This window comes from Variovorax sp. Varisp41 (assembly GCF_047325085.1).
Classification (GTDB): domain Bacteria; phylum Pseudomonadota; class Gammaproteobacteria; order Burkholderiales; family Burkholderiaceae_C; genus Variovorax.
Map to the genome: position 1 here is coordinate 1458444 of NZ_CP168541.1, position 25684 is coordinate 1484127.

The following is a 25684-nucleotide window of genomic DNA, read 5'->3' on the forward strand; positions in this document are numbered from 1 at the left end:
CAGAAAAATATGCTAACGGCGTTTGTGAGATGGCACCGCTCAGTTAACACCCGCTGGCGCCGTCGACTGAGCTCTATGTCCGAGGCACCTCGAGATACATGTCTGCCTGGGCCCGCAGCCTTGCACGGGAAAGCCCGTAGCGCCTCATCTGACGGCTGATCGCTCTGATGTCTTGGGTCCTGCACAGGAAGCGCAAGTAGCTTCAACTGAAAACGTAAGTCTGGTGCCACCAGACCCAAGTCGACCGCCAGCAAGTCACGGTGGCCCGTCTGGCGACGCGACGTGTCTAACGAACGGAATCGATGAGAAGGAGCTTGTGATGCGATTGACCACCAAAGGTCGCTTTGCCGTGACCGCGATGATCGACATCGGGCTGCGTCGACAGCTAGGGCCTGTGAATCTGGCCGCCATCAGCCAGCGACAGCAGATTTCGCTGTCATACCTCGAGCAGCTCTTCGGCAAACTCCGCAAGCACAACCTGGTTGAATCGGTCCGTGGGCCCGGCGGGGGCTACCGTCTTGCTCGCCAAAGCGCGGACATCTCGGTGGCCGACATCATTGCGGCCGTCGATGAGAGAGCCGCCCTCGGCAACGATGCGGATGATGCTGACGACCTGAGCGCGCCGGGTGCCTCGTCGTCGTCACTGGCGCGAAGCACCGAAGAACTCTGGGCTTCGCTGAATCAGCGCATGCTTGATTTTCTGCGCACAGTCACTTTGCAAAAGCTGGTCGAAGATCAAGTCGCCAAGGGCGCGCAGCTCGAAGCACCCACCCCGGCCAAGCGTGCGATCACCTCGCCAGCCCCCGTGAAACCCTTGCGCACCCGCGCCCCCAATTCGGTCTTCGCACTGGCCAATGCGATGTCGAAGCACTGATGCTGTCGCTCCAGTACTGCAAGCGCTGATCCAGCTGCAATCCACCATCACAAGCTTCACCTCATGCGCCGCGCGGTCGGCCATGAGAAGCCATGAACCGGCTGGCCGCGAGCCGAAAGTGCATCCCGTTCACGAGTAAGCACGAGACGAGCTGAACAGGTTGCGCGAAACGCAATTTGATGTGCGCGTGGGCGCCAGCCTTTCAGGGCATCTGTCCCAACACACTCAACGCTCGAACAGGCGCACCGCACACGTCATTCAGGCCACTGGCAGTTGCGACGTTGGCCGGCGCAGCCATGGCGAGTTCCTGCGTCCGCGCCAAGCAACCCAGCCCTGTGGCAGGTCCGCGAGTTGAGCGAGCGTCTGGTCCGACTGCACCAGCTGACCCAGCCCGACGATCATCGCCTCCGACGCGGCGGCACCGCTGGCGGGCAGCATCTGCCAAGCACCGTCGTCCTCGTCGTGGAACACCTGCAGGATTGGCTCAGTGCCATTCATGATGGACTTCACGGTGAAGCAGGCAACGTTCGGGGCATCTTCGAAAGCCCAGGTATCAGACATATCTCTGCAGGCAGTTGTTGAATCACTGGCACCAGTGAAGTTAGAAGTTCGCTGTCGGACGTCGGCCGAGGTCACGGTACTGAAAGTGGCTGCGCCTGGCCGATGGCGGCTGCTCGGCATCGTAGCGAAGCCGCTGCTTTCAACGCCGCATGCCCGGCATTTTCCGCCCCCAGCATGACCTCATCCTCGAGTGCTGGGGCTGATCAGAATGATCTGACGGGCAGTTGTCTGCTCGGCTTTGCACCACCGGCGGCGAGATGCACACTGCGAGCAGCTCAGGGGCGTCTACGCCGTGTTCCAGTCGGCGCCGTACGTGGCGGCGGCATAGGTCTGGACCACCATCGAGCCGAGCAGGCCGTGCATCACGTCACCTTGCGCCGCGCGCCGGCTCACGATCGCGGTCAACAGTCCCTTGGCGGCCAACGCCTGCAGCGCGCGATCCACCCATACCTGACGTTGTGCCTGCGGCAACGCCTCGATCTCTCTACGCATCGTGCGGATCCGCTCGCCGGCGGAATCGACGGGAGGGGTCGGGGTCGCGGATGGTGTGGCAACCGTGACGGCCGTCGTGGCGGCAGCAGCGCCCGACGATGCGACAGCTTCCGCGGCGGCCTGTGCCGGCGGCGACTCGAGATCCGGCTCTTCGTCTACGTCCGCCGGCGCAGGCGCAGGCGCCTCGCGCTCGTTGCGCAGCAACGAGCGAAGATAGGAATAGGCGTTGTCCACGGCGCGCAGCGAGTTGTTGGCCGCACGCCTCTCCAATGCATCGAGCTGCTCGCGCACCCGATCGTCGCCGAACTCCTTGATCAGGCCGTCGAGCTTGATCTCTCGAATGCCCAGGGTTTCTGCGCGGAGCACAAGGTTGGCGTCCACCGGCTTGTCCGCGCTCGTCGCAAAGGGCGAACGGGCACGACGGCGAACCGCAAACTGCACTTCATCGACCACCCTGCCCTGGCGATGCTCGATGAGCTCGATCTCCAGATCCGTCTCCTGGTTGATCTCGGCCACCGCCTCCTTCACGCGCTCGTTCTTGAACTTGCGCCATTCGCGGCGGTCGCCACCAGGCAGATTGCTCAGCGCGTCGGTCCACCACCCCACCGGCTTGCGGCTCGTCACGCCGCCGGGATTGTCCCGGTAGCGCACGCAGATCTCGTACAGGGCGATCGCGGCATAGGTGCTCAAGCGGGCAAGCACGTCGAGCTCAATGCGGGCCCAGCGCGAAGGCTCGCGCAGCGCCGTCATGATGGACGGCGGAAAAGACCAGCTGACCCAGGTCTCGCCGCGACGAACCTCCAGCGCGACTTCCGACAGCATGGAGAAACCGCGCCATTTGACCCCGTCGCCTGGCGCCGTGGACTCCCAATCGACCTCCAGGCTTCTCATTTCGCCGAGGTAGCGTTTGGCGGCCGTACGATCGGCCCCATCGGACCCGGTGGTGCGCAGCACGGCCGCCAGGGGTGCCTCGAACATGAAGTCCGCCAACGGCATCGAGGCCATGGCGGTCAGGCGAGCCTGCGACACCTGCAGCAGCACCGTGTAAATGCGCCGGGCGGTCAACGTCACCCGTGCGGAGCGCGGGACCATCACGATCATCTCGTGTGGCTTGCGCAGTTCGAGCCCGTCGGTGCCCACGACGCGGGTGGGCGCCGAGGACGAAAGCGGGCTGGAAGCTGTCATCTCGCGATCATATGTCCAAGTCGACCTGGACACCAAGCGGGCCTGCCTACCAATTTTGGCGGTGGCAAGTGTCCGAAGCTTGGTTAAACCGCGGACACTTCGCCTAACGAGGCACTTTTAGCCCGAGTAAAACACGGACACGGGGCGAATTCGAAGACAGCCCAGCGCCTCATGCCCGCGAGTAAATCGCGGACACGAGACCGAGTCCTCCTCCATTTTGGGTCGATTTGCCCCTGGTTAGATCACGGACGCGCGCCAAGAACGCGGCTTGACGGCGGCCAAGTCGTCCTGTGGACAACCCGGCGGGGTGCTGTTAGACCACGGACGACTTCCGAGCAGGGCACGGACAGATCCGAGTAAAACGCGGACGGATCCGCGTAAAGCACAGACAATTTGCCTCTAAAAATCATCGTAAGTCGTTGATTTTAAAGGGAAAATTACGAGTATAAGTCTCTGCTAACTTCTTTAAAGGTATTAATACCTTCTTAAACTCGGGAGAAGTTATCCACAATTGAAGAGAACTTCGGCGAAACCTCTGCTGGTGGATTGCAGATTCTTCGAATTTCGACGAGTGCTGGGCATAATCGCATGACATCAGCACTTTGAGAGTTTCGCTCGTGGATATCAAACAAACCATCAAACGTCAGTCCCTCGAAGATATCGAGGCACAGGCGCAACGCATCGCCGGCATGATGGATCACATCCGCACGGCGATGCTGGCGCCGACCGCCACCAAGCTTGCACCGGCATTGGGTTCTGCGCAACTGGCAGACCTGTGTGGCGTCGACAAATCGAAGATCGCCTATCGCCTCACCCGCGGTGATCTGCCGGCGGGTTCGATCCAGGGAAATCGCCGCGAATGGTCGATGGGCGAAGCCCAACTGTGGTCGCGCGATTTCCGCAGTGAGCACATGCGCCCCAAGGGTGCCGCCGGCATCACCATCACGGTGGCCAACTTCAAGGGTGGCGTCGCTAAAACCACCTCCGCCGTGACCCTGGCCCAAGGTTTGTCGATGCGGGGTCACAAAGTCCTGCTACTCGATCTGGACCCACAGGGATCGGCGACCACCCTCTTCGGCGTGCTGCCCGATGCCGAGGTTGACACCGAACACACTGCGATGCCGCTCTTTGCCGGCGACCAAGACGACCTGGCGTACGCGATCCGCACGACCTACTGGCCAAGCATCGACTTGGTCTGTGCGGCGCCGCTGCTCTACGGCGCCGAGTTCGTGCTACCGGCGCGGCAAGCCAAGGACCCGGGGTTCGAGTTTTGGCGCGTGCTCGACCGTGGCCTTGACACCCTGCGCGAGGCCTACGACGTGATCGTCATCGACACCCCACCCTCGCTGAGCTACGTGACCATCAACGCGCTCATGGCGGCGGATGGTGTGATCATGCCCTTGCCCCCGTCTGCACTGGACTTCGCGAGCTCGGCCCAGTTCTGGGACCTGTTTTCCGACCTGTGCAACCAACTGATCCGCAGCCGCGGCAAGAACAAGAGCTTCGAGTTCATCGACGTGCTGCTCTCGCGGGTGGAGGCCTCCGATGCCGCGAGCTCGGTGGTTCGGCAATGGGTGCTCGAGGGCTACGGCGACAAGGTGCTGCCGATCGAGATTCCGAAGACGGCCGTCGCGGCCACGGCGAGCGCCGAGTTCGGGACGGTGTACGACCTCCCGCGTGGTTCGGTGAGTTCGAAAACCTTCGCACGGGCGCGCGATGCGTACGACAGGATGTGCGAGTTGGTGGAGCAACAGATACGGGCAGTCTGGGCACGTCAGCTGTCCGAAAACGCCATGCTGGTGGCAGGAGATTGATATGGGCTTGAGAGACAAAGCTTCCAAGATCGACTTTGCTTCGCTGACTGCCCCCGTTTCGGTGACGCCCGAAACCAAGCAGCCCAAAACGGCGCCTGGCGCCATGATGGCTTTCGCGAACGACGCGCGTTCGGACCTGCTGCGCGAGAACGAGATGCTCAAGGAAGCCGCGGACAAGGCCGCGGGCCTCGAGGCACAGCTGCAGGAAGTCCGCACGGAGCTCGACGGCTGGGAGGGCGCTCGCGCGACGCGTCACCTGGACCCGAAGCGCATCGGACGCAGTCGGTATGCGAACCGCCATGAGAGCAGTTTTGTGGGTGAGGATTTCGAACGGCTTAAGCGCGAGATCCAGGAATCGGGCGGCAATGTGCAGCCGATCAAGGTGCGTCCGGCCAGCAAGCCGGGCGGCGAGTTCGACTACGAGGTGGTCTTCGGCCACCGGCGTCTCGAGGCGTGTACGCAGCTCGGCCTTCCCGTGCTGGCCGTCATCGACAACCTCGATGATCGGTCGCTCTTCGTCGAGATGGAGCGCGAGAACCGCGAGCGCCAGGATTTGTCGCCGTGGGAGCAGGGGATGATGTACCGGCGCGCGCTGGACCTGGGCCTCTTCACCTCGAACCGCGCCTTGGCCACGGCGCTGGGCATTGATCACAGCAACGTGGGCAAGTCTCTCGCGCTGGCGCGGCTTCCGGACGAAGTTGTCGCTGCCTTCCGCTCACCACTGGAGATCCAGTTGCGCTGGGCGCCCTTGCTCAACCGCGCGCTCGAGTCGGACGCGGACGGCGTGCGGGCCCGGGCCGAGAAGTTGTTGACCCAACCCTCGCGTCCGGCCGCTAAGGAAGTGCTGGCCAAGCTGTTGGTCGCCGATACCGAACTTCAGGTCGATGCAAAACCCCACACGTTGACGGTCAAGAATAAGAAGGCAGCAACGCTGAGCTTCGACGCGGACGGGAGGGCGAATGTGCGTATCCATGTGCCGCTTTCAGTTGAGCGGCGAGCGTCCCTGGAGAAGCTGTTGGCCGAGTTCCTGCAGAACGAGTAGGCAGGGCGCCACAGGCAGCGGCGCCAGGCAGCAGAGGGGTGTGGTTCCGAACCACACCCCTTTTTTTTTGTCGCTTGCACTTTGCGCCTCCGCGGTTCGCACCCGGCAACCAGCGATGTCTCAGTGCAACGCTGTCCGATCGTGAAGGGTAAAGCGGAATGGGGCGCGGGGCGGAAGCTGTGCACGAGGGCCGCGACGTTTGGGGCAGGGCGTACGCACAGATGAGTCTGGGGAATCTTGCCGCTCGAAGTGTCCTGATCGACGCAACGGAAGGCTGGTCTGCGGGAGGGAAGCTACCAAGTCCGCGTAGCGATCTACTCGTCAGCGTGAGGACCCCGCCTCGAATGCTCCAATTCATCGGACAAACTCAGGGTGTGGTTCGGAACCACACCCGCCCCACCTTGTGGCCGAGAGGAGTTCATGGGACGACAGTTCGCGCGTACGCCGGAGCCCTGCCGGCCGTCCCGGGGGCCCCAACGGAGACCCGAAAGTGCTTTGGGCTGCACATCAGTAGGAGTCCGTCCCGGGAGTTGCGAAGCCGCATCGGTTCTGTTTATTTGGGACTCCAGCCCGTTCAGAGGCCGAACTGCCATAGGCCAACGGGCGTCCGCCAGAATGCTTTCCGGCCGAAATCCAGTCACCCTGGGGTGCCGTCAAATAACCCGACCAATCCCTCGGCTGTGGTTCCAAACCACATCCCTTGCTTGAACCCGGTTGGATGGCGATTTCGAGATCACTGCGCAACGGGTGTGCGGCTCTCACGCTCGGCACCAGCTCGTGCGCCTTGGCGTTAAGTCTGACCGCATCGCTCGCACGGCTGTCGAGCGATGCGAGAAGACCACAGAGATGGCGAAACTTGGCTCCGATCGCCTAGTTGCAGGCGTTCAACCTTCCCTGGTGGATAACAAGAATCACGTTGACTTGCCTGCCCGTTTGCACCCGCGGCGGAGCACGCTGCGCAAGGATCCGACCGCACAACTACTACGACGAGCCGCCTCCAACATGCGAAATTTTGTAGATCGAGCGCGACTGCAAGCGACCATGGTGGGGTGTGGTTCCGAACCACACCCCTAAACCCAAGATGGATTAGCTCGGGGTGTGATGCGTCCAACTTTCTTTAAGCGGTGAACGATCTCGCACATCGGTGCTTGCCGAACACTTTGCCCCCACTTGGTGGCTTGGTAGCAGTACCTCCAGGCCACATCGCAGCCCGGGACGCGTTTCGATCCATGAGGGGCGAGAGCGAGCAAACCGTCCGTGCTTTACTCGGCCCTGAACTGCCGTGTGTCGTAGTTGCTACTGCTTCTTTCGGGACGGGCCCCCGAACATGGTCGGCGACGAAAATTCAAAGTTCGCCGCGTACTTTTCCCCTTAACTCGGAGCTGTCGAAGTCGCAACAGAGTCACTGCATCGCGTCTTGATTCAATCATCCGACGCCACTGACATCCAGCTGCGCGGCGCGAAACCTTCGTCCTGACTGCCGCCATGAGCTCGGAATAGCGACGGTTAGAGACGCTGATTGCTGTCAAGCGCCTCGCGTAGCTAGCACTGGCATTTTCCCTGCTCCAACTCCAATGGTGTTGTGTCCCAGCAGCTACTATTTTCCAGACGGAAAGCGCTCCCTCGCGCACATCCGTCATGTCCAAACGCCATTGTTCGCAATGAAGTGTGCGCTTACTCTAATCACACATCAGCCGCGGAATCCTGGTGGCGCGCGAGCGCCGTGACGTTTCCGGTCGTCAGTGCAATTGTTCGTTCAACCTAGCAAGCGCAGCGGACTTGGTGCAGTGATCCGTGGAGCTCGAGAATGGGACGTCGGCCCCACTGGGCCACATTCCCATTGGTAAAGCCAAAACGACTCACCATGCAGCGCCGCATTGATTCGTCCTAAAGTATTCATCGGAGCACGAAGCGCCGCCTTGAGAGTGAATCGGAACAAAGTAAGCCGCCACTCGCCGGCATCAAAAGTGTGCGCTAAGTCATTGATTTATCAGGAGATCCGGTGAACCTGCTTTTGCATGAGGGGTTTGTGCATCGAAAAATAGCATGGATGATTATTGCGTGCGGCGCGCAGCTCCCAATGACAGGAGACAGGGCATAGGCGCTCCAAGCAGTGGCCGAAGCTGAACGACTGCACGCTTGTACGCATACGAGAGAGGCGCCCACATTGCCGAATCCGCTGTGTAGGCCACGACGGCGCCGGCGATTAGAGAGAGCCGGCCGAGATCTCGCCTTCGCGTTTCCAGCCAGTAACCAGTGGCGAGTTCGAGCCTCGACGGCCAGTGATCACGACAGGCAGTAGTCCCCCAACGCAAGTCGATCCATGCACCCAGCATCGGGCGACCGTTCAGTCCGCTGTGAGCGCGACAGGACCGTCCCACAGCGCGCCACAGGTCAAGACCGCTTGCGGGTCGCGACCGGTGTTTTGTCCCAAGCCGGCCCGCGCGCGCAAAAGGCTCCCCCATGCTCACCAGCTCATCTTGGTCGGGCCAGCCGTGGTGCAAGAGCTCCAGCCAATTCAGAGCGCTGCCTGTGGTGTCGATCCTGTAGCTGGTCGCTCCACGCGCAAGTGCCCTCGTGACGCGAGGCTTCCCCCAACAAATCCCGCGGACTGGCAATGCACCCGCCCGCCCGTCAGCAGCACGCCCCCGCCCTTTAAGCCAAGGCTCGCTAGCTGTCATTGACCAGCTGTGGTTCCGAACCACAGGCACACGGGCGCTGCGGCAGGGCAGAGAAGGTTCTCTGTGTTTTTCCTCACAGCCATCCTCCGATTAGCGCCAAAGTTCTATGTATGTGTTTTATGATGTATCTTTCTGAAACATTTACAACCGAAGAGACATGACTAATTCGAAGTTCCGCCGCACCGCTGCCGCATCCGCCGTTCTCACCGTTCTGCTGGCTTCCAGCACTGCCTTTGGCGCCAATCTGAATTTGGGGGCATCTGGTAGTGCTGGCGGCTCAAATAGCGGCGGCACCGCTGGCGCGGGCGGTTCCGCGGCTGTTGTGGCTGGGGATGCTGCGACTTCCATAGGCGCCGGGGGCAATGGAGGATCTGCAACTTCAGGTGGGGTTGCTGGCTCGGGTGGCAGCGGCTCAAGCGCTGGATCGAACGCTTCAGCGATCGGTGCTGGCGGCACAGGCGGCTCTGCAAGCAATGGGGCAACCGCCGGACTTGGGGGCGCAGGCGCGACCGCAAGCGGGTTGGGCACGACGGCGATCGGCACCGGAGGCAACGGTGGCGGTGCGACGACCGGCGGAACCGGCGGCAACGGAGGAGCTGGTGCCGTGGCAAGCGGCGCTGGAGCGACGGCCATCGGCGCGGGGGGATCGGGCGACGCAGGTTCGAATGGTCGAACAGCGGCCGCTGGCGGTGCAGGTGCTGCTGCTGCTGGAACAGGATCTATTGCTGTGGGCAGCGGCAGCTCTGCATCCGGCGCGCAGGCTGGCGGCGCGTCGGCAATCGCGATTGGAAGTGCGTCTGGCGGAAAACAAGGTGCAGTCGCCTCGGGCGAATCGAGCATGGCGATTGGTGGCGCGTCTGGAACGCAAAGTGGCGCAAGCGCCGCGGCCGCCAGCGGCGTTGCGTTGGGCGCTGGCAGCCAAGTCACTGGTGCTGCGACCAACAGCGTTGCCTTGGGGGCCGGCTCCGTGGCCAGCGCAGCCAACACCGTGTCGGTTGGTGGCAATGGTGTGACCCGTACGCTCACCAATGTCGCTTCAGGAAACGTTGCCAGTGGCAGCACGGACGCCGTCACTGGCGGTCAGTTGTTCAGCGTGCAGCAGACCGCGAACGAGGCGAAGGCCACCGCTGAATTTGCGTCGGCGATTGCGGGTCAGGCGGGCAAAGATGCCAACGCAGCCCAGCAGTCTGCGAACGCAGCAAACTCCATTGCGGGCACTGCACTGGACGTCGGCAACAAGGCTCAGACCACGGCCACCAATGCGCTGAGCACGGCGCAGACAGCAACGACGGCAGCAGGCACGGCGCAAGCTGCCGCGGACAACGCCCAGGCCACCGCCAGCAAAGCGCTGGGCGCGGCCGGCAATGCACAAACTACCGCTGACGGCGCTGTTTCAGCGGCGCAAGCAGCTGACAAGGCCGCGTTCATCGCGCAGCAAACAGCCAACTCCGCCAGCAACGTGGCCAGTGTGGCCCTCGGCGTCGGCAATACGGCGAACAATACGGCAAATAATGCGCTGAGCACCGCGCAAGGCGCGTCTGCGGCGGCAGGGGTGGCGCAGTCCAGCGCGAATACCGCACAGGCGACGGCAAGCAAAGCTCAGGGCGCCGCCACCAACGCGCAGTCCACTGCCGACAGCGCGTTTGCTGCCGCCATGACGGCAGACAAGGCAGCCTTCGGTGCCCAGCAGACAGCCAACACGGCCAACAACCTGGCTGGCGTGGCTCTCGGCGTGGGAAACACGGCCAACAACACTGCGAACAACGCCCTCGCTGCAGCGGGCAACGCGCAGACGACCGCGAATTCAGGCGTTGCCGCTGCCGCCGCTGCACAGACGACGGCGAACAGCGGGGTTGCCGCGGCCGCCAACGCCCAGACGACGGCCAACGCAGGCGTGTCTGCTGCTGCCAACGCACAAACGACCGCGAACACCGCACTGGGCGCGGCCGCCAATGCACAGACCACGGCCAACACGGCGGTGAGCGCGGCCGCGGCTGCACAATCGATTGCCAACACAGGCGTGGCCGCTGCTGCCAATGCCCAAACAACCGCGAACACGGCTCTAGGCGCGGCTGCCAACGCACAGACCACGGCTGATGCCGGTGTTGCCGCTGCTGCGGCCGCGCAGACGACGGCGAATACGGGCGTGGCCGCGGCTGCCGCTGCGCAGACGACTGCCAACGCCGGCGTCGCTGCTGCTGCGGCTGCGCAGACGACGGCAAACACAGGCGTGGCTGCGGCTGCCGACGCACAGACGACTGCGAACACCGCAGTGAGCGCGGCCGCCGCGGCACAAACGACGGCCAACACAGGCGTTGCAGCTGCAGGCGCGGCTCAGACGACGGCGAACACCGCCCTGGGCGTGGCGAACAACTCGGCACAATACAGCGCGGGCGGGACCAACCTGCAACTGAACGCCAACGGCGGCGCAGGCTCGACCATCAGCAACGTGCGTGCCGGCGCGGCGCTCACCGATGCGGCCAACGTGGGCCAAGTGCAGCAGGCCCAGCAAGGCGCTATCACCAGCGCGAACAACTTCACCAGCCAGCAGGTCATGGCACTGCAGACGCTCATGAATCAGGCGTTCTCGAACGGGCTGTGCAGCTTCTCGGGCGGCAACGTCACCTGCGGCACGGGCGCGAGCGCCACTGGCCAGGGCGCCACCGCCTTCGGCCCGAATGCGCAGGCCAACGGCAACGACACCGTGGCGGTCGGCAACGGCGCGCAGGCCAGCCATGCGGGCTCGGTCGCCATCGGCGCGGGCGCGCGCGCGCTGGCCGATCCGACCACCGCGGTCGGCAACAACGCCCAGGCCCTCGGCAACGATTCGGTCGCGCTCGGCGCCAACACGCTCGCCACCGGCCGCAATGCCGTGGCACTAGGCCAGGGGTCGGTCGCCACGCGCGACAACAGCGTGTCGGTGGGCAACCAGGCTACCGGGCTCGCACGCACCATCACCAACGTCGCGCCGGGCGTGCTGCCCAGCGATGCCGTCAACGTCGGCCAGATGCAGCAAGCCGTCGCCACCGCGACCAACGAGCTCCGCAGCTTCGCCGCTCAGGGCATCGCGTCGGCGCTGGCCATGCCCAGCATCCCCATGCTCGCGCCCGGACAGCGCTGGGTGGGCGCCGCGGTCGGCAACTACGCGGGCGCCTCCGCGCTGGGCATGGCCTTCGGTTACCAGGTCAGCGAGCGCCTGAACCTCGGGCTGGGCGTGTCGACCGGAACCAGCGGCAGCGCCAACCACGTGGCCACGCGGGTGCAGGTCGGCTACGCCTGGTAAGCAATGCTTGACGGTGTCGCAGTGCGTCTTGCATGCGACACCGTCTCGCCGTGACTCACTGCTCCATCGTGGTTCGTAGAGCGCCTGCAAAGATGGTCACATACCAATCGCATGCCCCCAAGCGGGAGAAGAGGGGCGCGAAGGTGCAGTCCCAGCGACAACGAGACGTTGATGCTGCTTTGCGAAGACTGAAGCAATGACGGCTTGAGGTCGGTTCTGGATTCAGGTTGCATCGTGCCGCGCCCAGCCGGCACGATGGAGTGCCCTCGGCGGACCCTCGCGCAGGCTGAGAAAAGTTAGATGGCAAGTTGGCGGAGGGCGGTGTCGCTCCGCATAAGCGGCCTGCGTTTCGAGACGACGCGCACCCGTGACCGTTCTGGCTTTGCGCAAAGCCGCAGTCATGGCATCGGTTGCGAATGCACTCGACCTCCTTATGCCCGCCAGGGCTATGAGCGAGCGGGCGAAGTCTGGGCTTTGATGCGCGCGGGGTTCCCGACCACCGTCGCGCCTTGAGGCACGTCGCGGGTGACCACGCTCCCGGCTCCGATGACCGCATCATCACCTACCGTGATGCCGGGCAACAAAATGGCGCCGCCCCCGATCCATACGTTGCGCCCGATCCGAATAGGGCGGCCGAACTCGAGGCCGGTCTCGCGTTCCGCAGCGGTGCGCGGGTGGTCCGCGGTCAGGATCTGCACGTTGGGCCCGATTTGCGTCTTGTCCCCGATGTGGACTTCCACCACATCCAGGATGACACAGCCGAAGTTGAGGAACGCGCCCGACCCCAGATGGATGTTGAAGCCATAGTCGCAGTGAAAGGGCGGCCGGATCGTCGAGCCATCTCCCACCGAGCCCAGCCGCTCCGCCAGCAGCACGCGTCGATCGGCGGTGGCCATGCCCAGCGCGGCGTTGTAGCGCACCAGCCACTCCCGGGTCGCCGCCAGGTTACCCTGAAGCTCGGCGTCGCCCGCGTCATAAAGCTCGCCGGCCAGCATCTTCTGTTTCTCGGATCTCATCGAAGGCACTCCATGTCGTCGGTCGCGCCAGCCATGCAGGCCATGGCCGGCTGAAGACAAGCCTAAGCGCGCAGAGCAGCTATTGATGTAGGAGCCCGGGCGCAGTCAACCGGCCGATCGAAGGAGAGGGCAGCCTTCATCTCGGCGTTGGGGGGTGAACATCCCCCTGGTGCAACTGGCCTGTTCCCAAGGTACTCAAAGACCTGCTTCAAGGTGTGCAGAACGTCGGCGCCCCCCCAACTGTTATCATGACCAATCAAAGACAGTTCGAGAGCGAGTGCGTATACGAACTAGCTGCCTGTAAACAGGTCCTGCACACCAGCAGGGGTAACAGAGCCTCGCAGCGATAGCCCTCGGGCTGTCAAGGAAAGGGCCTTCGGGCCCTTTTTCTTCGGCCGCGCCGATCCCAGCACCCTCCCCAAAAGAAACTCGACCAGGCATGGCCTGGTCGGGCTTAAGACCCTGGCTCTGACACCAGGGCGAGGTCTCACAGTGGCGACACCGTGAGGGGTAAGGCCGCTGTTAGGGCCTCATGCATCACGGTACTGCGCGCGCAGTTTGTCGAGTTCTGAATTGACAGCGTATCTGCTTGGCAACCGGCGGGCTCCGTGGCGGCGCATCCTTGATGAACACCTCGGACATGCTGTCCAGCCGGAAGTCAGTATTCGACGGAAAATCAACAACCCGTCCATGAGGCGAGAGGCCGTCGGCGCCTGCGTCCTCAGCCGACGGCGGCCGAAACGCGAGCCACTGCCCATGGTGAACTGACTGGACTCGCCCGACCATGGGCGCTGAAAGAGCCGGCGATCCAGCATGTCGTGTCTCGACGCTCTCCCGGCCGCAGCTGGTTCGCGGCACAAACGGGTGGAATTCGTCGTTGGCTCAGACATAGAGGGCGTCCGTGCCCGGCGAGGCGGCATTGGCTCGCGCGGAAAATCCCTCGTAGAAGAAAACGATGCTGTCCGCCGGGTCACCCGACAGTCTTGCCCTGACTTTGTCGAAGGTCATCATCGCCACGCTGAACTTCGGTGGCCCGACGACCAGGACGGGCTGCGACCGGGCTTCATGCCACTGGTAGGTGCCACCGTGTTGTCGACGCCCAACTTCGAGGATGTAAGACCCCATCAGCTCGACCAAGGCCTTCACATCCGCAGGCGGCATCTCCTTGGCATATGGTGACGCCTCCGCCAACATCTCCTCGACGGTGGCCAGACTTTGTTCGGAGTAATCGAGCCGTCCGCCGGCGCGCGCCTGAAACTGGGACACGGCCAGTGCGGCCTTGTCGCGGACCTGGGCCGCGAGGTCGAAGCCTTGAGCCGACGCCGGCGAAGGCTCCACCACAGTCAGGGCGAGCAACGCTGCGAGTGCTGGGACAAAGCGAAAAATGGTCATGCTGCGCGTCGGATGGGCGGGCAGGTCGAAGGCCCGCGATCGCGCGGAACACCAACCCTACCCGGAGTGCCTGCTTTTTGGCCGCCGGACGCAGCCGCGCAGCATCGTAGCGGCCCCGCGCCGATCCAGCGTGACTTGGCCCAAGGCCCATCTCAGGGCCAGCACCAGCGCGCACATGAAAGGGTCACGGCCGGTGAGCACCCACTCCCAGCGGTACTCTGGCAATAACTGCTGGCCTTGACGATCAAGCCGCCGCGGAACGCGGACGTCGATTCGGCATGGCTTCGCGCGAGGCGTATTCCGCCTTGGCCCGGTTGACTGCCTCTTCGGGCAGCAGCTGCAGCTTTCGGCAGCTCGAGCACTGATACAGGCGACGCTGAGAGAACAAGCGCATCCACCCCCGTCGCTCCACGCGTCCCAGGTGATTGGCAGTGCAGTCGCAGGCGGAGAAGAAAGACATGTTCGCAAAGAGAAGAGTTGCGTCCATCGTTGCCGACAAGCGTGACGGGTCCCTCGCTTGTCGTGGCCATGGTGAGGCGCATCACACATGGCGCGCTTTTCTTCCCTTGATGCCGGTCGCGAGGCGCAGCACCTGTGATTTGATTGCATTTTGTTTCATTGGGCTTAGCATTGCAACCAAATGATTACATTGTCTCGGTGCGCGGGTTGAGACCGGCGGAAGAAGTGCGCCTCGCGTGCGTGACCACCGTTTGGATCAGCCGGAAACGCCCTCCGGAGAGGTTGCCCATGACAGACACCATCTCGCAGGTTTTCGATTTGCCAAGGCAGTTGGACGACCGCGTACGCGTGTCGCGTCCGGTCCGTGCCGTGTTCCATGTGGCTTCCCGGGAGGAGGTGAACCGATGGCTCCTCGGGAAAAGCGGAGAGGCCATGACCGACCAAGACCTGGTACTGAAGTACCTCGTTGAAGTTCGCGATCTCTCGCAGGACGATGAACCCCGCCTGTCCGTTGAGGACCTCGCGAGCGACGAGCGAGCCGCGGCAATGCTCGCCGCCGTCTTCCTCCGCAACGTCGAAGGGTGAAGACTAACTTCACGAGCCCAAGGGCATAGGCAGGTCAGCGCTAGACGGGGCGATGCCAACATGAGATTCGAACGCCACTTCGACCCTCAGCGCTTGAGCGCTGTCCGATGTTGTTCCGTTGGGCAGAAGGCAGCAACTCTGGACCAACGGCGATCGCCAAGGCTCACCCAGTCCGACCACAGGTTTCGCTGTGCACGTCCAACCGTTGCCTCCTTGGTAGAAATCGCGGAGCAGACTCGGCGCAGCCCACTATCTATGGCGACTTGAGCGAGCGAAAAAAAAAGAAGACTTCGGCCACCTGCGCACGAGAGGTTCTTCCGGTGCTTGGATGGTCTGGACTGCTCCTACACCGATTTCGCACGGCCGAGGCCGCGCACGCTGACTAGCGGCATCGAGTTGGGGGGGCCGAAGACGGGACGACCCCATGTCGACGAGCTCAATGGATCGAAGCATGCCAACATGAAGGAGCTGCGCTTCAAGGCTCACAACGGCTCGGAGATCTGACGGGCGGCCTTCGCCTTCGATACGCAGTGAAAAGCCCAAGTGCTGGTAGCCGGAGACAAGCAGGGGCAGGACGAGGCGGCGTTCTACAAGGCCCTGATCAACACGGCCGACAAGAGGTTCGACGCCCACCTGAAGAAATTCGCCAAGGACAAGAAGGATCAACACGAGCGCCACGCTGCGAAGCATCATCGAAGAGTTTTCCGTCGAGGATCAAAAGCTCATCCAGAGCAAAGCGACCGTCTTGGCAGAGGAGATGGTTCGTCATGCGGATTCATTGGCGGAGGTCCGCGCTGCGTTGGTCAAGACCCAGGAGGAAGTGGCGCGCGTTCTCAATGTCAGACAAAACGCTGTGGCTCAGCTGGAGAAGCGTCCAGACCTGCTGCTCTCTACATTGCGCAAGTACATAGAAGCAATGGGCGGAGAACTGACCGTAGCTGTCAGAACTGAAACGGGCACTGTGATCATGCTTGATAGTCTGAGCTCCCTTGCCAAACCGTCGGCGCCGCGTCGCACGCGCGCGTCTGGCGTTGCGCGCAAGCGGCAGACTCGTCCTGCCGGCGAGGCCAAGGTCGAGCGCGGAGGGGCCGCTGTCGCCTGACGACCCGTTCGGGCAAGAATGCATCGATATGCCAGATGCAACCTGGCCAGTGCAGCGTGGGTGGCAGCCGCGGCTCGCGGCCGCTTCCTGAGCGAAGCCTGCGGCTAAGGACGAAGGCCGTTAGCTTGCCTCCTGTGCAACAAGTCTCTCAATCAAGAGAGACTCATCGGCTCAATGGGATCACGCGCCGTTGGCGCGCCGGATCACCACGGGACCGATGCCCTCGTAGATCGTCGCGCCGTCCTTGACCGACGTGACAGACCAACGCGCACCAGGCGTCACCTTGTAGTCGCCCGGCGCCATCGGCAGCTCGCGCATGTCTTGCACCTCGTCGCTGTACCAGACGGGTGTGACCAGCACGGAGGTCTCGGACAGGAAAAAATCAGCTTGGCTCATCCGGCGATTGTCGAGGTGGGGGGAGAAGACCGGGCACGTCGTACATGACCGCCCGGATGTGATCGCCAGCGTTGCGGTCCCAGTCACCATAGTGTTGGCCGATTTCGGCACACATGCCGACCACAAGTTCGGCAAATTCAAGGAGGGTAGGGCGCAGCGGCTCGTCCGGCGCCAGCTCGCCGGCCCGTCTGGCCATGGCCGCGTACTCGGCCTGGATGTCCACTTCAAACCGGCCGAACTTCGAAGAACGCCTCGTCGGTGTCCCCGAGATCTCGGAAGCCCGCGGTTCGTGCGGCGTCATAGGCCTTGGCCCAGCGTTGCGCCAGCGCCAGCTCGTCCTTCGTGAGGTCCGCGCCGCTGGACTCGTAGGCGTTCTGATAGGCACGCAGCGCCGGCATCACATCCTCGCCGAGCTGGCGCTCGAGCTCACGCGTGAAGCGCTGCTCGGACACACGCACCACATCGGCCGTGGCGTGCGGGTAGTCCAAGAGCTTGGCGATGAAGGCAACGCGGTGAGGTTGCAGCAGGATGTCGAAGTTCAGCGGCGCGTCGATCGCCGCCTCGACCTCAAAAAGTTCAGTGTTGTTCATGGCGCATCCAGTCAAGGCTTCGTGCTTTCTGTGTGGTCCGGTTGTCGATGAAAAAGGTTGAGGTCAACACGGCAAGCCGCGGGGGAATGAGGCCTTCACTGCGATCGCGAAGCAACGACGCCCGCCCGCTCGCGCTGCGCGCCAGCGGCAAACGACGGATCGCTTGCGTCGAAAGAAAACACCCGCTAAGCGGTGGCGAGTGCGGACTCCCTGGAACGACGCAGGCTCTCGGGCCTGCAGCCTGCTTCGGACACACAGAGAAGGCGCCAACTTGTCCATCAAAAGGGCAGCGCACAGAAGGTCGCCCGGATGTGATCGCCAGCGCTACCGTCTCGCGGATGGCGGTACTGCTCCGCGGACGCTGCGCAGAGCTCCGCGACGCCGTGCGCAAATTCCTTGAGATCTTCCGGAAGCGGCTGCCCGTGATTGATCAGGCCGATGTTGCCGGCCAGCGTGCGGAATTTCTGTTCGGCTTGAACTTCGAAGCGGTCCGCGCCCGTGTCGAAACCGAAGCGCTGACGCGCACACTCCTCGGGAGGCCGATGGCTCAGGAAGGGGTACACCGCATGAGCTTCGAACGTCAGGTATTCGATGTCGACGCGGCCCTGATGCAGGCGCTGGTACTCGTCGCTGAAGCGTCGAGTCCAGTCGCGCTTGGCGTCACGTCGCGTCGCAAGGCGGATGAACTCCCCATTGGAAACGGGGTCGTCGGGCGCCGACTCGGCGCCTGGCAGGGGCGGGGTGATGTCCATGGATAATCTCCAATAACTGTATGAAAATACAGTATCGACCCGTCCCAACCCGACCGTCAATGGGTTCCCGAGTGCAGAATTCAGCCAAGCCATGTGCACCCGCTACATCACCCCCGAAGACCGCGAGATCGAATTTGCCTGGTACATCGGCGCGCGCAGCGCGGAGCGCTGGATGCGCAGCATGCGGCCGCTTTCCACCGGCGTCTTCATCCGCCGCGATCGCGAGCGAACCGAGTACGAGCGTGAGTTGGTGGCAGGGCAGTGGGGGCTGATCCCAGCGCACTCGCCGAGCCATATCCCCCAAAACAAGCCGCGAAGAGGCGAGACGAAGTCCAAGCGGCTGTCGACCTACAACGCCCGGTTCGATGGGATCGAGAAGAAGCCGACCTTCAAGGATGCATGGACCCACAGCCGGCGGTGCGTGATCCTCGCCGACAGCTTCGATGAACCCTGCTGGGAAACTGGCGCCAACGTGTGGTGGCGCTTCAAACGCACGGACGGCCGCCCTTGGGCGCTCGCGGGCCTATGGAGCCCCTGGCTGGACCGGGAGACCGGTGAGATGTGGGAGAGCTTCACCATGATCACGATCAGCGCCAACCTGCACCCGATCATGGCCAGGATGCACAAGCCGGAGGTCGACAAGGCGACGAAGAGGCCAATCGAGGTGCAAGACAAGCGCTCGGTCGTCGCCATCGAGGAGCACGACATTGATCGCTGGCTCACCTGCTCACCGCAGGAGGCCCGAGAGATGGTCGAGCTCATCCCCGTTCACCTGATCGACGCCGCACCGGCGCCGACCGTGCCCGAGGCGGCCGAGGCAGGTCAACAGCGAGAAGTCGAATCCTCGGAAGAAGGCTGAGCTTCCACCGCGGCCCATGGCGGAAACCGACGAGCCGAGGGCCGGGCTACTGCCCAGTTGATGGCATTCGAGATACGGAGTCCAGCGCGCATTCGGTGCGATCACAAAGTGCGAGGCAAAGCAACACATCGGTGCTGGCTCCTGCGCTACTTGGCCTCAGCAGTAGTGAGAGCGCCGACGGCTGTGATCGCGTTGCCTGACTCGTTCGCCATACCTGGCTCGACATCACGCCATTGTTTCGGGCTTGTAGAGCGAACTTCCTCCCTTGAGGATGCAGGGCAGGGAACAGCGGCGTATGTACGTGCGCGGAACGTGCGAGTTGTTCAAAACATTTCCGAGCCTCTGGATGTCATGCACGAATGGCCGTGCTCAGCATGGTGAAAGGTGCTGCACGAGCTGGTGAGTCTTCGCTGGCTTCAGGCATGACGCGGCGTACAACGTTACGAGTCTGTGAGTACGAACGGCGTTAGTGCATTTACGTGCCGTGTGTTCCCCGGGTGAACTGGATCAGGCATCGTTTACTCGACCCGGCTGATCCTGCGCGTTTATTGGTCGGCTCGTGAAGTCCCCGCGTGGTCGAGTCCTGAGAAAAAGCATGGCGTGATACGCCTGCTTTGCGCGGTCCGCTGCGACGAGGCCTTTCTGTCACGTCGGTATCAGCCTTCCTGCCTACTTCCTCATCGTCAGTCGGACAAAGGTATTCATCGTGCGCAGCGCAACTTCTCGACGCGTGGCCCGCTTTTAAGCATTGGCGGAAAGGGTGGAAGTTTTGTCGCTGTGCGGCGAGATGGTCCTTTCTAGACTGCACTCGAATGAACCAAGAAGCCACCGGGTCGACTGCCGCACGTCGCGAGAAGCCCAGCATCCCCAGCATCACATTCGAGTAAGGGAACCGATCCATGCGAAAGAAAAGGAAGGCGCCGCTTCTTGAGCGACGCCCTGGCGGCGGCATTCGGCTCTACAAGCCTCGAGTGAATGAGGACTCCGCCTCACCTTTCGAATTCTTTCTCGACATGGAGAGGGCACTGGTCCGCGCCAACAACCTACAGGCTAAGTTCGACGTGATCACGCGGTGCGCGCGACGGCTTGGTTTCGAGCGTTGCGCCTACGGCGTCAGAATTTTTGACTCGTTCACGCGTCCTAAGACGCGGATGATCAACAACTATAGCGCGGCTTGGCAGCAGCGCTACCAAGAGGCTGGCTACCTCGCCATCGATCCAAGCGTGGCGCACGGCTTGCGATCCCATGCACCACTCATATGGAGTGCCCAACTTTTCAGGAGCACCCCTCAGTTTTGGGACGAGGCACGCGAAAGCGGCTTGCGCTACGGATGGGCTAAATCGTTCTTCGACCCAGATGGATCCGTTGGCATGCTGACAGTTGCTCGCTCCCACGAAAAGCTCACGTCCATCGAACTTGCAATCCCTGGCTACCATCTTCACTTGCTCGCCGATGCCGCCCACCGGCACTTGTCAGCTCAAGTGCGCGTGGACGAACCCGACGACTTTCCGCTTCTGTCGGATCGAGAGCTCGAGGTGTTGCGCTGGACGGCAGACGGCAAAACATCCGAAGAAGCTGGCATCCTGCTCGAGGTCTCTCCAAACACGATCAAGTTTCACATGAAGAAAGTGATCGAGAAGCTGTCCGTGGCCAATAAGGTAGCTGCCATCGCACGCGTTGTGAGCCGCGGCCTGCTGGTGTAACTACACAGGACCCACAATAGATACTGCCTCGGAATTCCTGGGCATGTCGAACCGCAACGAGCGCAACGTTGACGCTCGGATCTCAGATGCGAGCACACAATATGCATACGTTTCTCAAGCAAACAATTAGGATGCGTCCATTCTGAACATGCGACCCCGCGCCTGTCACGCCGGGGGTCGCGGGTTCGAGTGCCGTCCACCCCGCCAAGCTTAGAAGCCCTTGTGAGTCAATGACTTGCAAGGGCTTTTCCTTTGGTGGTGGTAGCAGTTTTGGTAGCAATCTATGCTGAAACTGCCTGTGTACCTGCGGGGTAGCACCTACTACATTCACACCCGCATTCGGGGCGTCCAGTTCAAGCGCAGCCTTGGAACGGACGACCCCCTCACCGCTAAACTGCGAGCTATCGAGTTCTTGCGTGTGATCGATCTGCACAAACCCAAGCTTGAAAATTTCAGGTTCGAAGGCCTCGACCCCTCGAAGTATGAGATTGATTTGTCTCGGGGTATCGCGAGCGCTACGGACCCGGCAGACCACAAGCGCCTCATGCAAGCTCTCAAGCTCATGGCTAAGGCTGCGCAGGGCCCACAGCCTGCGGCTGTCGTTGAGCCACCGAAGGTGACTGCTCCCACTGAACGCGCGTTGACGCTGCCCGGATTGGTGGGCAAGTTCTTCACTCTGAAGAGCACCTTGAGCGACGCAACGAAAACCGACTACACCGCCACGGCCAAGGAGCTGGATGAGTTTTGAAGGGCCCTGCACTGGTAGACATTGGCGAAGACAGTGTCACGAAGTACATGGAGTTCCTGGCTGCGCGTGGCAACACACCGCGCACGATTGATAAGAAGGTCGGCGCCGTTCGCGCGCTGTTCAACTTTGCGAAAAAGCAGAAGCTCTTCAAGGGTGAGAATCCGGCCGCTGATCGCAACTTGCTCACTCGCAAGCAAAAGAACGCGGCAGGCTCCAAGCCCTTTGATCTGGCCGACATTCAAACTCTCTTCGGCAACGCCCAGTTCGCACAGAGCAAGACCACGGAACCGGGCTTCTACTGGATCACCACGTTGGGCCTGATCACGGGAGTTCGCGTGTCGGCTTTGGCGGCGCTCACCAAGGCGGCTTTCAAAATCTCACCGGCCGGCACTCACTACATTTATATCGACAAGGACAAGACCGAAGCGGGCAAGCGGCCTGTGCCGCTGCCCAAGGAATTCTTCGTTCCGTTGTTCGAGTTCGTGAAGTCCAGCGGCGGGTTTAATTTCCAAGAAAGGCCGGACGGGAAGGGGGCAAGTGACCCAGTTCGCAAGCTCCTGGACGCGCATAAAAAGGCGATTGGCTACGAAGGCGGCAAGCAAACTTTCCACAGTTTTCGCAAGACCTTCAACAATTTTTTGATGCACAGCAAGGTCCCAATTGAAGCTCGCTGCCAGATCATTGGCCACGAATTGGACCATGTAAACGTTCAAGTTTACGGCCAGGAATACTCGCTGGAAGAGCTTGCGGAAATGGTCGTCCCGCGCTGTCCGCTTTGAGACCCAGGCGAGCTTGCGCTCTCCGGGTTGCATGACTGAGAGCGGTCCTTGAGTTGGGCGGCCTCCCTTCCGGTCGGTCATCCTTTCTCATGGAGCGGGAAGAAGGTAGGGTTGGCCAAGTCCTGAGGTAGTAGGCATTTGGCCAGTACCACTACTGGATTTTTTGTTGCAAAATTGAGGCACACAACCAATTGGTAGGAGGCCTGTGTCAGTCAGCAAGATCAAGATCAAACTCGGTCCCATCGAGGTCGAGTACGAGGGTTCGGAGGACTTCTTGAGGGTTGAACTCCCGGCTCTTCTATCTGCAGTAGCGGAGCTATATCAGAAGTCGAACATAGCGCCCCCAACCACCAATGACGCAGCCGCCCCCCTCCAACAGCCGGCACCGGCATCTGTGGACGCCGGTCAATTGCAGATGACGACTGGAACGATTGCTGCGAGGCTTCAGGTCAAGTCGGGGAGCGAACTAGTGTTGGCTGCGGCTGCCCACCTCGCTTTGGTCAAGAGGCTGCCCACTTTTAGTCGTCAAACGCTGATCGATGAGATGCGCACCGCAACGTCGCATTTCAAGCAAACCTATGTAAATAATCTCTCTAGAGCCCTTTATACGCTCACCAAGGAATCGAAGCTGAATGAGCCGTCGAAGAACACCTATGCGCTCACTGCAGCGGCCGAAAAGGACCTGAGGGCCAGCCTTGCTCAGTAGTGAGCAGCTCAAGGAGGTTCTATCAAACAAGGGCCTTTCTCAGCGCGACAAGCTGCTGATCTGCTTGGCGCTTGACCCGGTCGCCGCGCGCAAGGTCGAGGACGTTCGGAGGCTGGCAATCAAGGCTGGACAACGCTCGGCTAAAGACTGGAGCATTTCCTCAGCCTTCTTGAAAGCGTCGAACCTAGTCATCCGAACTGACATGGGTTGGGAGTTAACGTCGGCCGGGAAGAAGCACGTCGCTACGATCTGCGGCCCGATCCTTCCGGGCGCAACTACTGTGGCAGTATCGGGACTTCGCAAGCACCTCCCTTCGATCAGCAACGTCGGCACCAAATCATTCCTTGAGGAAGCCTTGGGCGCCCTTGAGGCAAAGCTGTATCGAGCAGCGATCGTGTTTTCATGGGTGGGCGCCGTGTCGGTGCTTTACGATCAAGTGGTCAAGTCACACCTCGCGGCGTTTAACGCGGAAGCTACCAAACGCGACGTTAGGTGGAAGGTCGCAAAAACCGCCGATGATCTTGCTCGGATGAAAGAGCACGAATTCCTTCAAGTCCTTGCGGCAATCTCGGTGCTCGGCAAGAACGTCAAAGACGAGCTTGAGGGATGTCTGAAGTTGAGGAACGGCTGCGGCCACCCCAACACATTGACTGTCGGCGAGAGCAAAGCGGCAGCGCATGTCGAGACCCTCATTCAGAACGTCTTCGCCAAGTTCTAGCCTAGGCCGACCTGCCAATGACCTGAAGTACTAAGACGCGGCCATGAGTGAGCGACTGGTCATTGCCAAATACGCCCGTTGGCGGAGCATAGTTGTAGTAGCATAACTGCGCTCGGTTTTTCGAGTGTTTTTGCTACCACACCTAGCAAAATCAACGACTTACAACGGTTTGGGCAGTCCCGTCCACTCCGCCAAGTAAAGCGAAGAGCCGTTGCAAGTCACTGATTTGCAACGGTTTTTTCCTTTTTTGCGCCTGATTCTGCTACTCCGTTTACGAGCGCCGGTGCTACCCCGATGGCCCTTCGGGATAGCAGCTTTCAACCGCTCGGGTGGCACCTTTTGCTCTGAGCTCTGCTGTTCCCCGAGGGGTCGATGCCCAACCGACTATGGAACATCGACATGTCCGCTCGTCTGGCGCTCGTCCCCACCAGCGCTTCTTCTGGAAAACCGTCCGCTTCGTTGCCCCGGTACCTGTACCGGCGCGGCGGCACCTACTACTTCAAACGAAAAATTCCAACCGACTGCGGTGAGGCGTTCCCGCAATGCCAAGGCACGTTGTGGAGGTCCTTAAGCACGGACTTGCTGGAAAAAGCCCGCGTGCTGCTGGCCGTCGAGAACACCGAGTTCGAATTGACCGTGGCCACCCATCGAAAGGCGCATGCGCGGCAACGACTGACTCGAGCGGGCCTGGCCACCGACCTAGGCCTGAAGCCTTTGAAGCACGGTATATCAACAGCTGCGCCGCCGCCTCACGCGGAGCTCCTCAAGGGCATCGAAGCGAGTTTGGCCCAGCTTCGCGCGCTTGTATTCCCGGACTCCCAAGCGCAGGCTCGCGCTGATGAAATACGACGGGCGCCAGCTGCACCGCGACGAGCCAGCCAGAGCTCCAGAGGTACGACCACGCGAGACATTCGGCCGACGATGCTGCATCTGTTCGAGGATTGGAAGCTGAAACAGACGCGTGAGCGCAGCATCGCCGCGGTGGAGTCGGTGGTCATGGATTTCCGCAAGCTTCACGGGCCGCTCGCCGTCGAGGCCATCACCCGTCAGCAAGCGCGAGCGCTTCGCGACCAACTCATCGAGCGTCAGCTAGGGGTGCGCACCATCGAGAACCGCATTGGCCACCTGTCCACCTTGTTTCGGCACGACCAGCGCGAAATCGTTGAGCACCTAGCTCTCAATCCCTTCGAGAACATGGCGATTCAGTCGGTCACGGTGGCGCGGCCGCCGAAGGAGCGGCGCGCGTATGAAATCGCCGAGCTCAACCAACTGTATGGCAGCCGGCTGTACACCGAAGGTCATCTGCCGAAGGGGCAGGCGAGGGACGCCGCCTATTGGGTGCCGTTGCTCGGGCCATTTCTGGGCGCCCGCATCGAGGAAGTCGCGCAACTGCGGACGACCGACATCCACCGCGTCAACGGCGTATGGTGTATCCGAATCTGCAATCCGGGTGAAGACCAGGTTTTGAAGAACATCGGGAGTTTCCGCCGCGTTCCGTTGCACGACGAGATGATTCGGTGTGGATTCCTGGTGCATGTGGCCGACCAAGTCAGTGCAGGCCATGACCGGGTGTTTCCCTCTCTGAGCAACGACAACATCCACGGCGCCTGGTCGAATGCGCTGGCGAAGTGGTTCGGTCGGTATCTCGACACCATTGGCCTCGATGACCCTCGCGTGGACTACCACTCGTTCCGATACAGGTTTCGCCAGCAGTGCTCGCCTTGTGGCATCGACAACGAGGTGCGCGACGCGCTGACGGGGCATTGGGTCAGCAACTCGGACGCCGGACGGACCTACATGAAGGCGGAAAACCGGCAATACCCGTTTCCGAAGCTGGTCGAGGCGTTGAAGCTACTGCGGTATGACGAGTTGCACATCTCGCATCTCCATGTCGCCGAACCCATGAAGGGTGTCGAAGTCCTGTTGGCCTAAGGCACGCTTCGGCGC

General features: G+C 61.8%; 22 protein-coding genes. 14 read left to right on the plus strand and 8 right to left on the minus strand.

The window, feature by feature from the left end:
- Positions 1-319 precede the first annotated feature (319 nt).
- Positions 320-874: an Rrf2 family transcriptional regulator gene (locus tag ACEN9J_RS38080; RefSeq protein WP_296736350.1), complete on the plus strand. Its 555-nt coding sequence runs from the start codon at positions 320-322 to the stop codon at positions 872-874.
- A 258-nt stretch (positions 875-1132) separates the two neighbouring features.
- On the opposite strand, the gene ACEN9J_RS38085 is transcribed toward ACEN9J_RS38080, so the two are convergent.
- Positions 1133-1435 carry a hypothetical protein gene (locus ACEN9J_RS38085; protein ID WP_296736347.1) on the minus strand — a complete coding sequence of 101 codons (303 nt, stop codon included), beginning with the start codon at positions 1433-1435 and terminating at the stop codon, positions 1133-1135.
- 285 nt (positions 1436-1720) lie between these two features.
- Complete coding sequence (locus tag ACEN9J_RS38090; RefSeq protein WP_413764973.1) at positions 1721-3112, minus strand: replication initiation protein; 1392 nt, start codon at positions 3110-3112, stop codon at positions 1721-1723.
- Between the two features lie 617 nt (positions 3113-3729).
- Here ACEN9J_RS38090 and ACEN9J_RS38095 point away from each other — a divergent pair.
- The 4 genes from ACEN9J_RS38095 (at position 3730) to ACEN9J_RS38110 (ending at position 11932) form a co-directional block, all read left to right on the plus strand.
- Positions 3730-4926, plus strand: a complete 1197-nt coding sequence (locus tag ACEN9J_RS38095; RefSeq protein WP_261211752.1) for a ParA family protein — start codon at positions 3730-3732, stop codon at positions 4924-4926.
- Position 4927: 1 nt separating this feature from the next.
- Entirely contained in the window at positions 4928-5968 is a 1041-nt protein-coding gene (locus ACEN9J_RS38100) for a ParB/RepB/Spo0J family partition protein (protein ID WP_413764974.1), read from the plus strand.
- A gap of 3043 nt (positions 5969-9011) precedes the next feature.
- Complete coding sequence (locus ACEN9J_RS38105; protein ID WP_296736334.1) at positions 9012-9662, plus strand: hypothetical protein; 651 nt, start codon at positions 9012-9014, stop codon at positions 9660-9662.
- Positions 9617-11932, plus strand: coding sequence for a YadA family autotransporter adhesin (locus tag ACEN9J_RS38110; RefSeq protein WP_413764975.1), 2316 nt, complete (start codon positions 9617-9619; stop codon positions 11930-11932). Before ACEN9J_RS38105 ends, ACEN9J_RS38110 begins: the two co-directional genes overlap by 46 nt.
- A gap of 446 nt (positions 11933-12378) precedes the next feature.
- On the opposite strand, the gene ACEN9J_RS38115 is transcribed toward ACEN9J_RS38110, so the two are convergent.
- Positions 12379-12948, minus strand: coding sequence for a sugar O-acetyltransferase (locus ACEN9J_RS38115; protein ID WP_296736328.1), 570 nt, complete (start codon positions 12946-12948; stop codon positions 12379-12381).
- A gap of 882 nt (positions 12949-13830) precedes the next feature.
- The gene (locus ACEN9J_RS38120) at positions 13831-14340 is read right to left on the minus strand and encodes a hypothetical protein (protein WP_413764976.1); all 510 of its coding nucleotides are present in this window, start codon (positions 14338-14340) and stop codon (positions 13831-13833) included.
- 747 nt (positions 14341-15087) lie between these two features.
- Here ACEN9J_RS38120 and ACEN9J_RS38125 point away from each other — a divergent pair.
- A complete protein-coding gene (locus ACEN9J_RS38125; RefSeq protein ID WP_413764977.1) occupies positions 15088-15384 on the plus strand; it encodes a hypothetical protein in 297 nt (98 codons plus the stop codon).
- A gap of 745 nt (positions 15385-16129) precedes the next feature.
- The gene (locus ACEN9J_RS38130; RefSeq protein ID WP_413764978.1) at positions 16130-16486 is read left to right on the plus strand and encodes a helix-turn-helix domain-containing protein; all 357 of its coding nucleotides are present in this window, start codon (positions 16130-16132) and stop codon (positions 16484-16486) included.
- 180 nt (positions 16487-16666) lie between these two features.
- Here ACEN9J_RS38130 and ACEN9J_RS38135 read toward each other — a convergent pair whose 3' ends face one another.
- The 4 genes from ACEN9J_RS38135 to ACEN9J_RS38150 all read right to left on the minus strand — a co-directional run bounded on the left by ACEN9J_RS38135 (position 16667) and on the right by ACEN9J_RS38150 (position 18224).
- A complete protein-coding gene (locus ACEN9J_RS38135; protein ID WP_203208192.1) occupies positions 16667-16882 on the minus strand; it encodes a hypothetical protein in 216 nt (71 codons plus the stop codon).
- Positions 16869-17105, minus strand: a complete 237-nt coding sequence (locus tag ACEN9J_RS38140; protein WP_281081775.1) for a hypothetical protein — start codon at positions 17103-17105, stop codon at positions 16869-16871. The genes ACEN9J_RS38135 and ACEN9J_RS38140 overlap by 14 nt, the downstream gene beginning before the upstream one ends.
- A gap of 1 nt (position 17106) precedes the next feature.
- Positions 17107-17472 carry a hypothetical protein gene (locus ACEN9J_RS38145; protein WP_413764979.1) on the minus strand — a complete coding sequence of 122 codons (366 nt, stop codon included), beginning with the start codon at positions 17470-17472 and terminating at the stop codon, positions 17107-17109.
- Between the two features lie 278 nt (positions 17473-17750).
- Complete coding sequence (locus ACEN9J_RS38150) at positions 17751-18224, minus strand: hypothetical protein (protein WP_413764980.1); 474 nt, start codon at positions 18222-18224, stop codon at positions 17751-17753.
- A 91-nt stretch (positions 18225-18315) separates the two neighbouring features.
- Here ACEN9J_RS38150 and ACEN9J_RS38155 point away from each other — a divergent pair, with 91 nt between their 5' ends.
- From ACEN9J_RS38155 to ACEN9J_RS38185, 7 genes are all read left to right on the plus strand, one after another.
- Positions 18316-19083, plus strand: coding sequence for an SOS response-associated peptidase (locus tag ACEN9J_RS38155; RefSeq protein ID WP_413764981.1), 768 nt, complete (start codon positions 18316-18318; stop codon positions 19081-19083).
- Between the two features lie 899 nt (positions 19084-19982).
- Positions 19983-20786, plus strand: a complete 804-nt coding sequence (locus ACEN9J_RS38160; RefSeq protein WP_413764982.1) for an autoinducer binding domain-containing protein — start codon at positions 19983-19985, stop codon at positions 20784-20786.
- A 283-nt stretch (positions 20787-21069) separates the two neighbouring features.
- Positions 21070-21534 (plus strand): hypothetical protein, encoded by a 465-nt coding sequence (locus ACEN9J_RS38165; protein ID WP_413764983.1) that lies wholly within the window; start codon positions 21070-21072, stop codon positions 21532-21534.
- 47 nt (positions 21535-21581) lie between these two features.
- A complete protein-coding gene (locus ACEN9J_RS38170; RefSeq protein WP_413764984.1) occupies positions 21582-22313 on the plus strand; it encodes a hypothetical protein in 732 nt (243 codons plus the stop codon).
- A 205-nt stretch (positions 22314-22518) separates the two neighbouring features.
- On the plus strand, positions 22519-23019 hold the full coding sequence (locus tag ACEN9J_RS38175; RefSeq protein WP_413764985.1) for a hypothetical protein: 501 nt from the start codon (positions 22519-22521) through the stop codon (positions 23017-23019).
- On the plus strand, positions 23009-23737 hold the full coding sequence (locus ACEN9J_RS38180) for a hypothetical protein (RefSeq protein WP_413764986.1): 729 nt from the start codon (positions 23009-23011) through the stop codon (positions 23735-23737). Before ACEN9J_RS38175 ends, ACEN9J_RS38180 begins: the two co-directional genes overlap by 11 nt.
- Positions 23738-24136: 399 nt before the next feature.
- Positions 24137-25669, plus strand: a complete 1533-nt coding sequence (locus ACEN9J_RS38185; RefSeq protein WP_413764987.1) for a DUF6538 domain-containing protein — start codon at positions 24137-24139, stop codon at positions 25667-25669.
- Positions 25670-25684 lie beyond the last annotated feature (15 nt).

What these genes read in the sequence shown, in the direction of transcription:
- ACEN9J_RS38160 (WP_413764982.1), top strand. Translation starts at nt 19,983, where the DNA reads ATGCGAAAGAAAAGGAAGGCGCCGCTTCTTGAGCGACGCCCTGGCGGC.
- ACEN9J_RS38145 (WP_413764979.1), bottom strand. Translation starts at nt 17,472, where the DNA reads ATGAACAACACTGAACTTTTTGAGGTCGAGGCGGCGATCGACGCGCCG.
- ACEN9J_RS38135 (WP_203208192.1), bottom strand. Translation starts at nt 16,882, where the DNA reads ATGAGCCAAGCTGATTTTTTCCTGTCCGAGACCTCCGTGCTGGTCACA.
- ACEN9J_RS38155 (WP_413764981.1), top strand. Translation starts at nt 18,316, where the DNA reads ATGTGCACCCGCTACATCACCCCCGAAGACCGCGAGATCGAATTTGCC.
- ACEN9J_RS38100 (WP_413764974.1), top strand. Translation starts at nt 4,928, where the DNA reads ATGGGCTTGAGAGACAAAGCTTCCAAGATCGACTTTGCTTCGCTGACT.
- ACEN9J_RS38085 (WP_296736347.1), bottom strand. Translation starts at nt 1,435, where the DNA reads ATGTCTGATACCTGGGCTTTCGAAGATGCCCCGAACGTTGCCTGCTTC.
- ACEN9J_RS38125 (WP_413764977.1), top strand. Translation starts at nt 15,088, where the DNA reads ATGACAGACACCATCTCGCAGGTTTTCGATTTGCCAAGGCAGTTGGAC.
- ACEN9J_RS38150 (WP_413764980.1), bottom strand. Translation starts at nt 18,224, where the DNA reads ATGGACATCACCCCGCCCCTGCCAGGCGCCGAGTCGGCGCCCGACGAC.
- ACEN9J_RS38120 (WP_413764976.1), bottom strand. Translation starts at nt 14,340, where the DNA reads ATGACCATTTTTCGCTTTGTCCCAGCACTCGCAGCGTTGCTCGCCCTG.
- ACEN9J_RS38185 (WP_413764987.1), top strand. Translation starts at nt 24,137, where the DNA reads ATGTCCGCTCGTCTGGCGCTCGTCCCCACCAGCGCTTCTTCTGGAAAA.
- ACEN9J_RS38170 (WP_413764984.1), top strand. Translation starts at nt 21,582, where the DNA reads ATGGAGTTCCTGGCTGCGCGTGGCAACACACCGCGCACGATTGATAAG.
- ACEN9J_RS38165 (WP_413764983.1), top strand. Translation starts at nt 21,070, where the DNA reads ATGCTGAAACTGCCTGTGTACCTGCGGGGTAGCACCTACTACATTCAC.
- ACEN9J_RS38080 (WP_296736350.1), top strand. Translation starts at nt 320, where the DNA reads ATGCGATTGACCACCAAAGGTCGCTTTGCCGTGACCGCGATGATCGAC.
- ACEN9J_RS38090 (WP_413764973.1), bottom strand. Translation starts at nt 3,112, where the DNA reads ATGACAGCTTCCAGCCCGCTTTCGTCCTCGGCGCCCACCCGCGTCGTG.
- ACEN9J_RS38115 (WP_296736328.1), bottom strand. Translation starts at nt 12,948, where the DNA reads ATGAGATCCGAGAAACAGAAGATGCTGGCCGGCGAGCTTTATGACGCG.
- ACEN9J_RS38105 (WP_296736334.1), top strand. Translation starts at nt 9,012, where the DNA reads ATGGAGGATCTGCAACTTCAGGTGGGGTTGCTGGCTCGGGTGGCAGCG.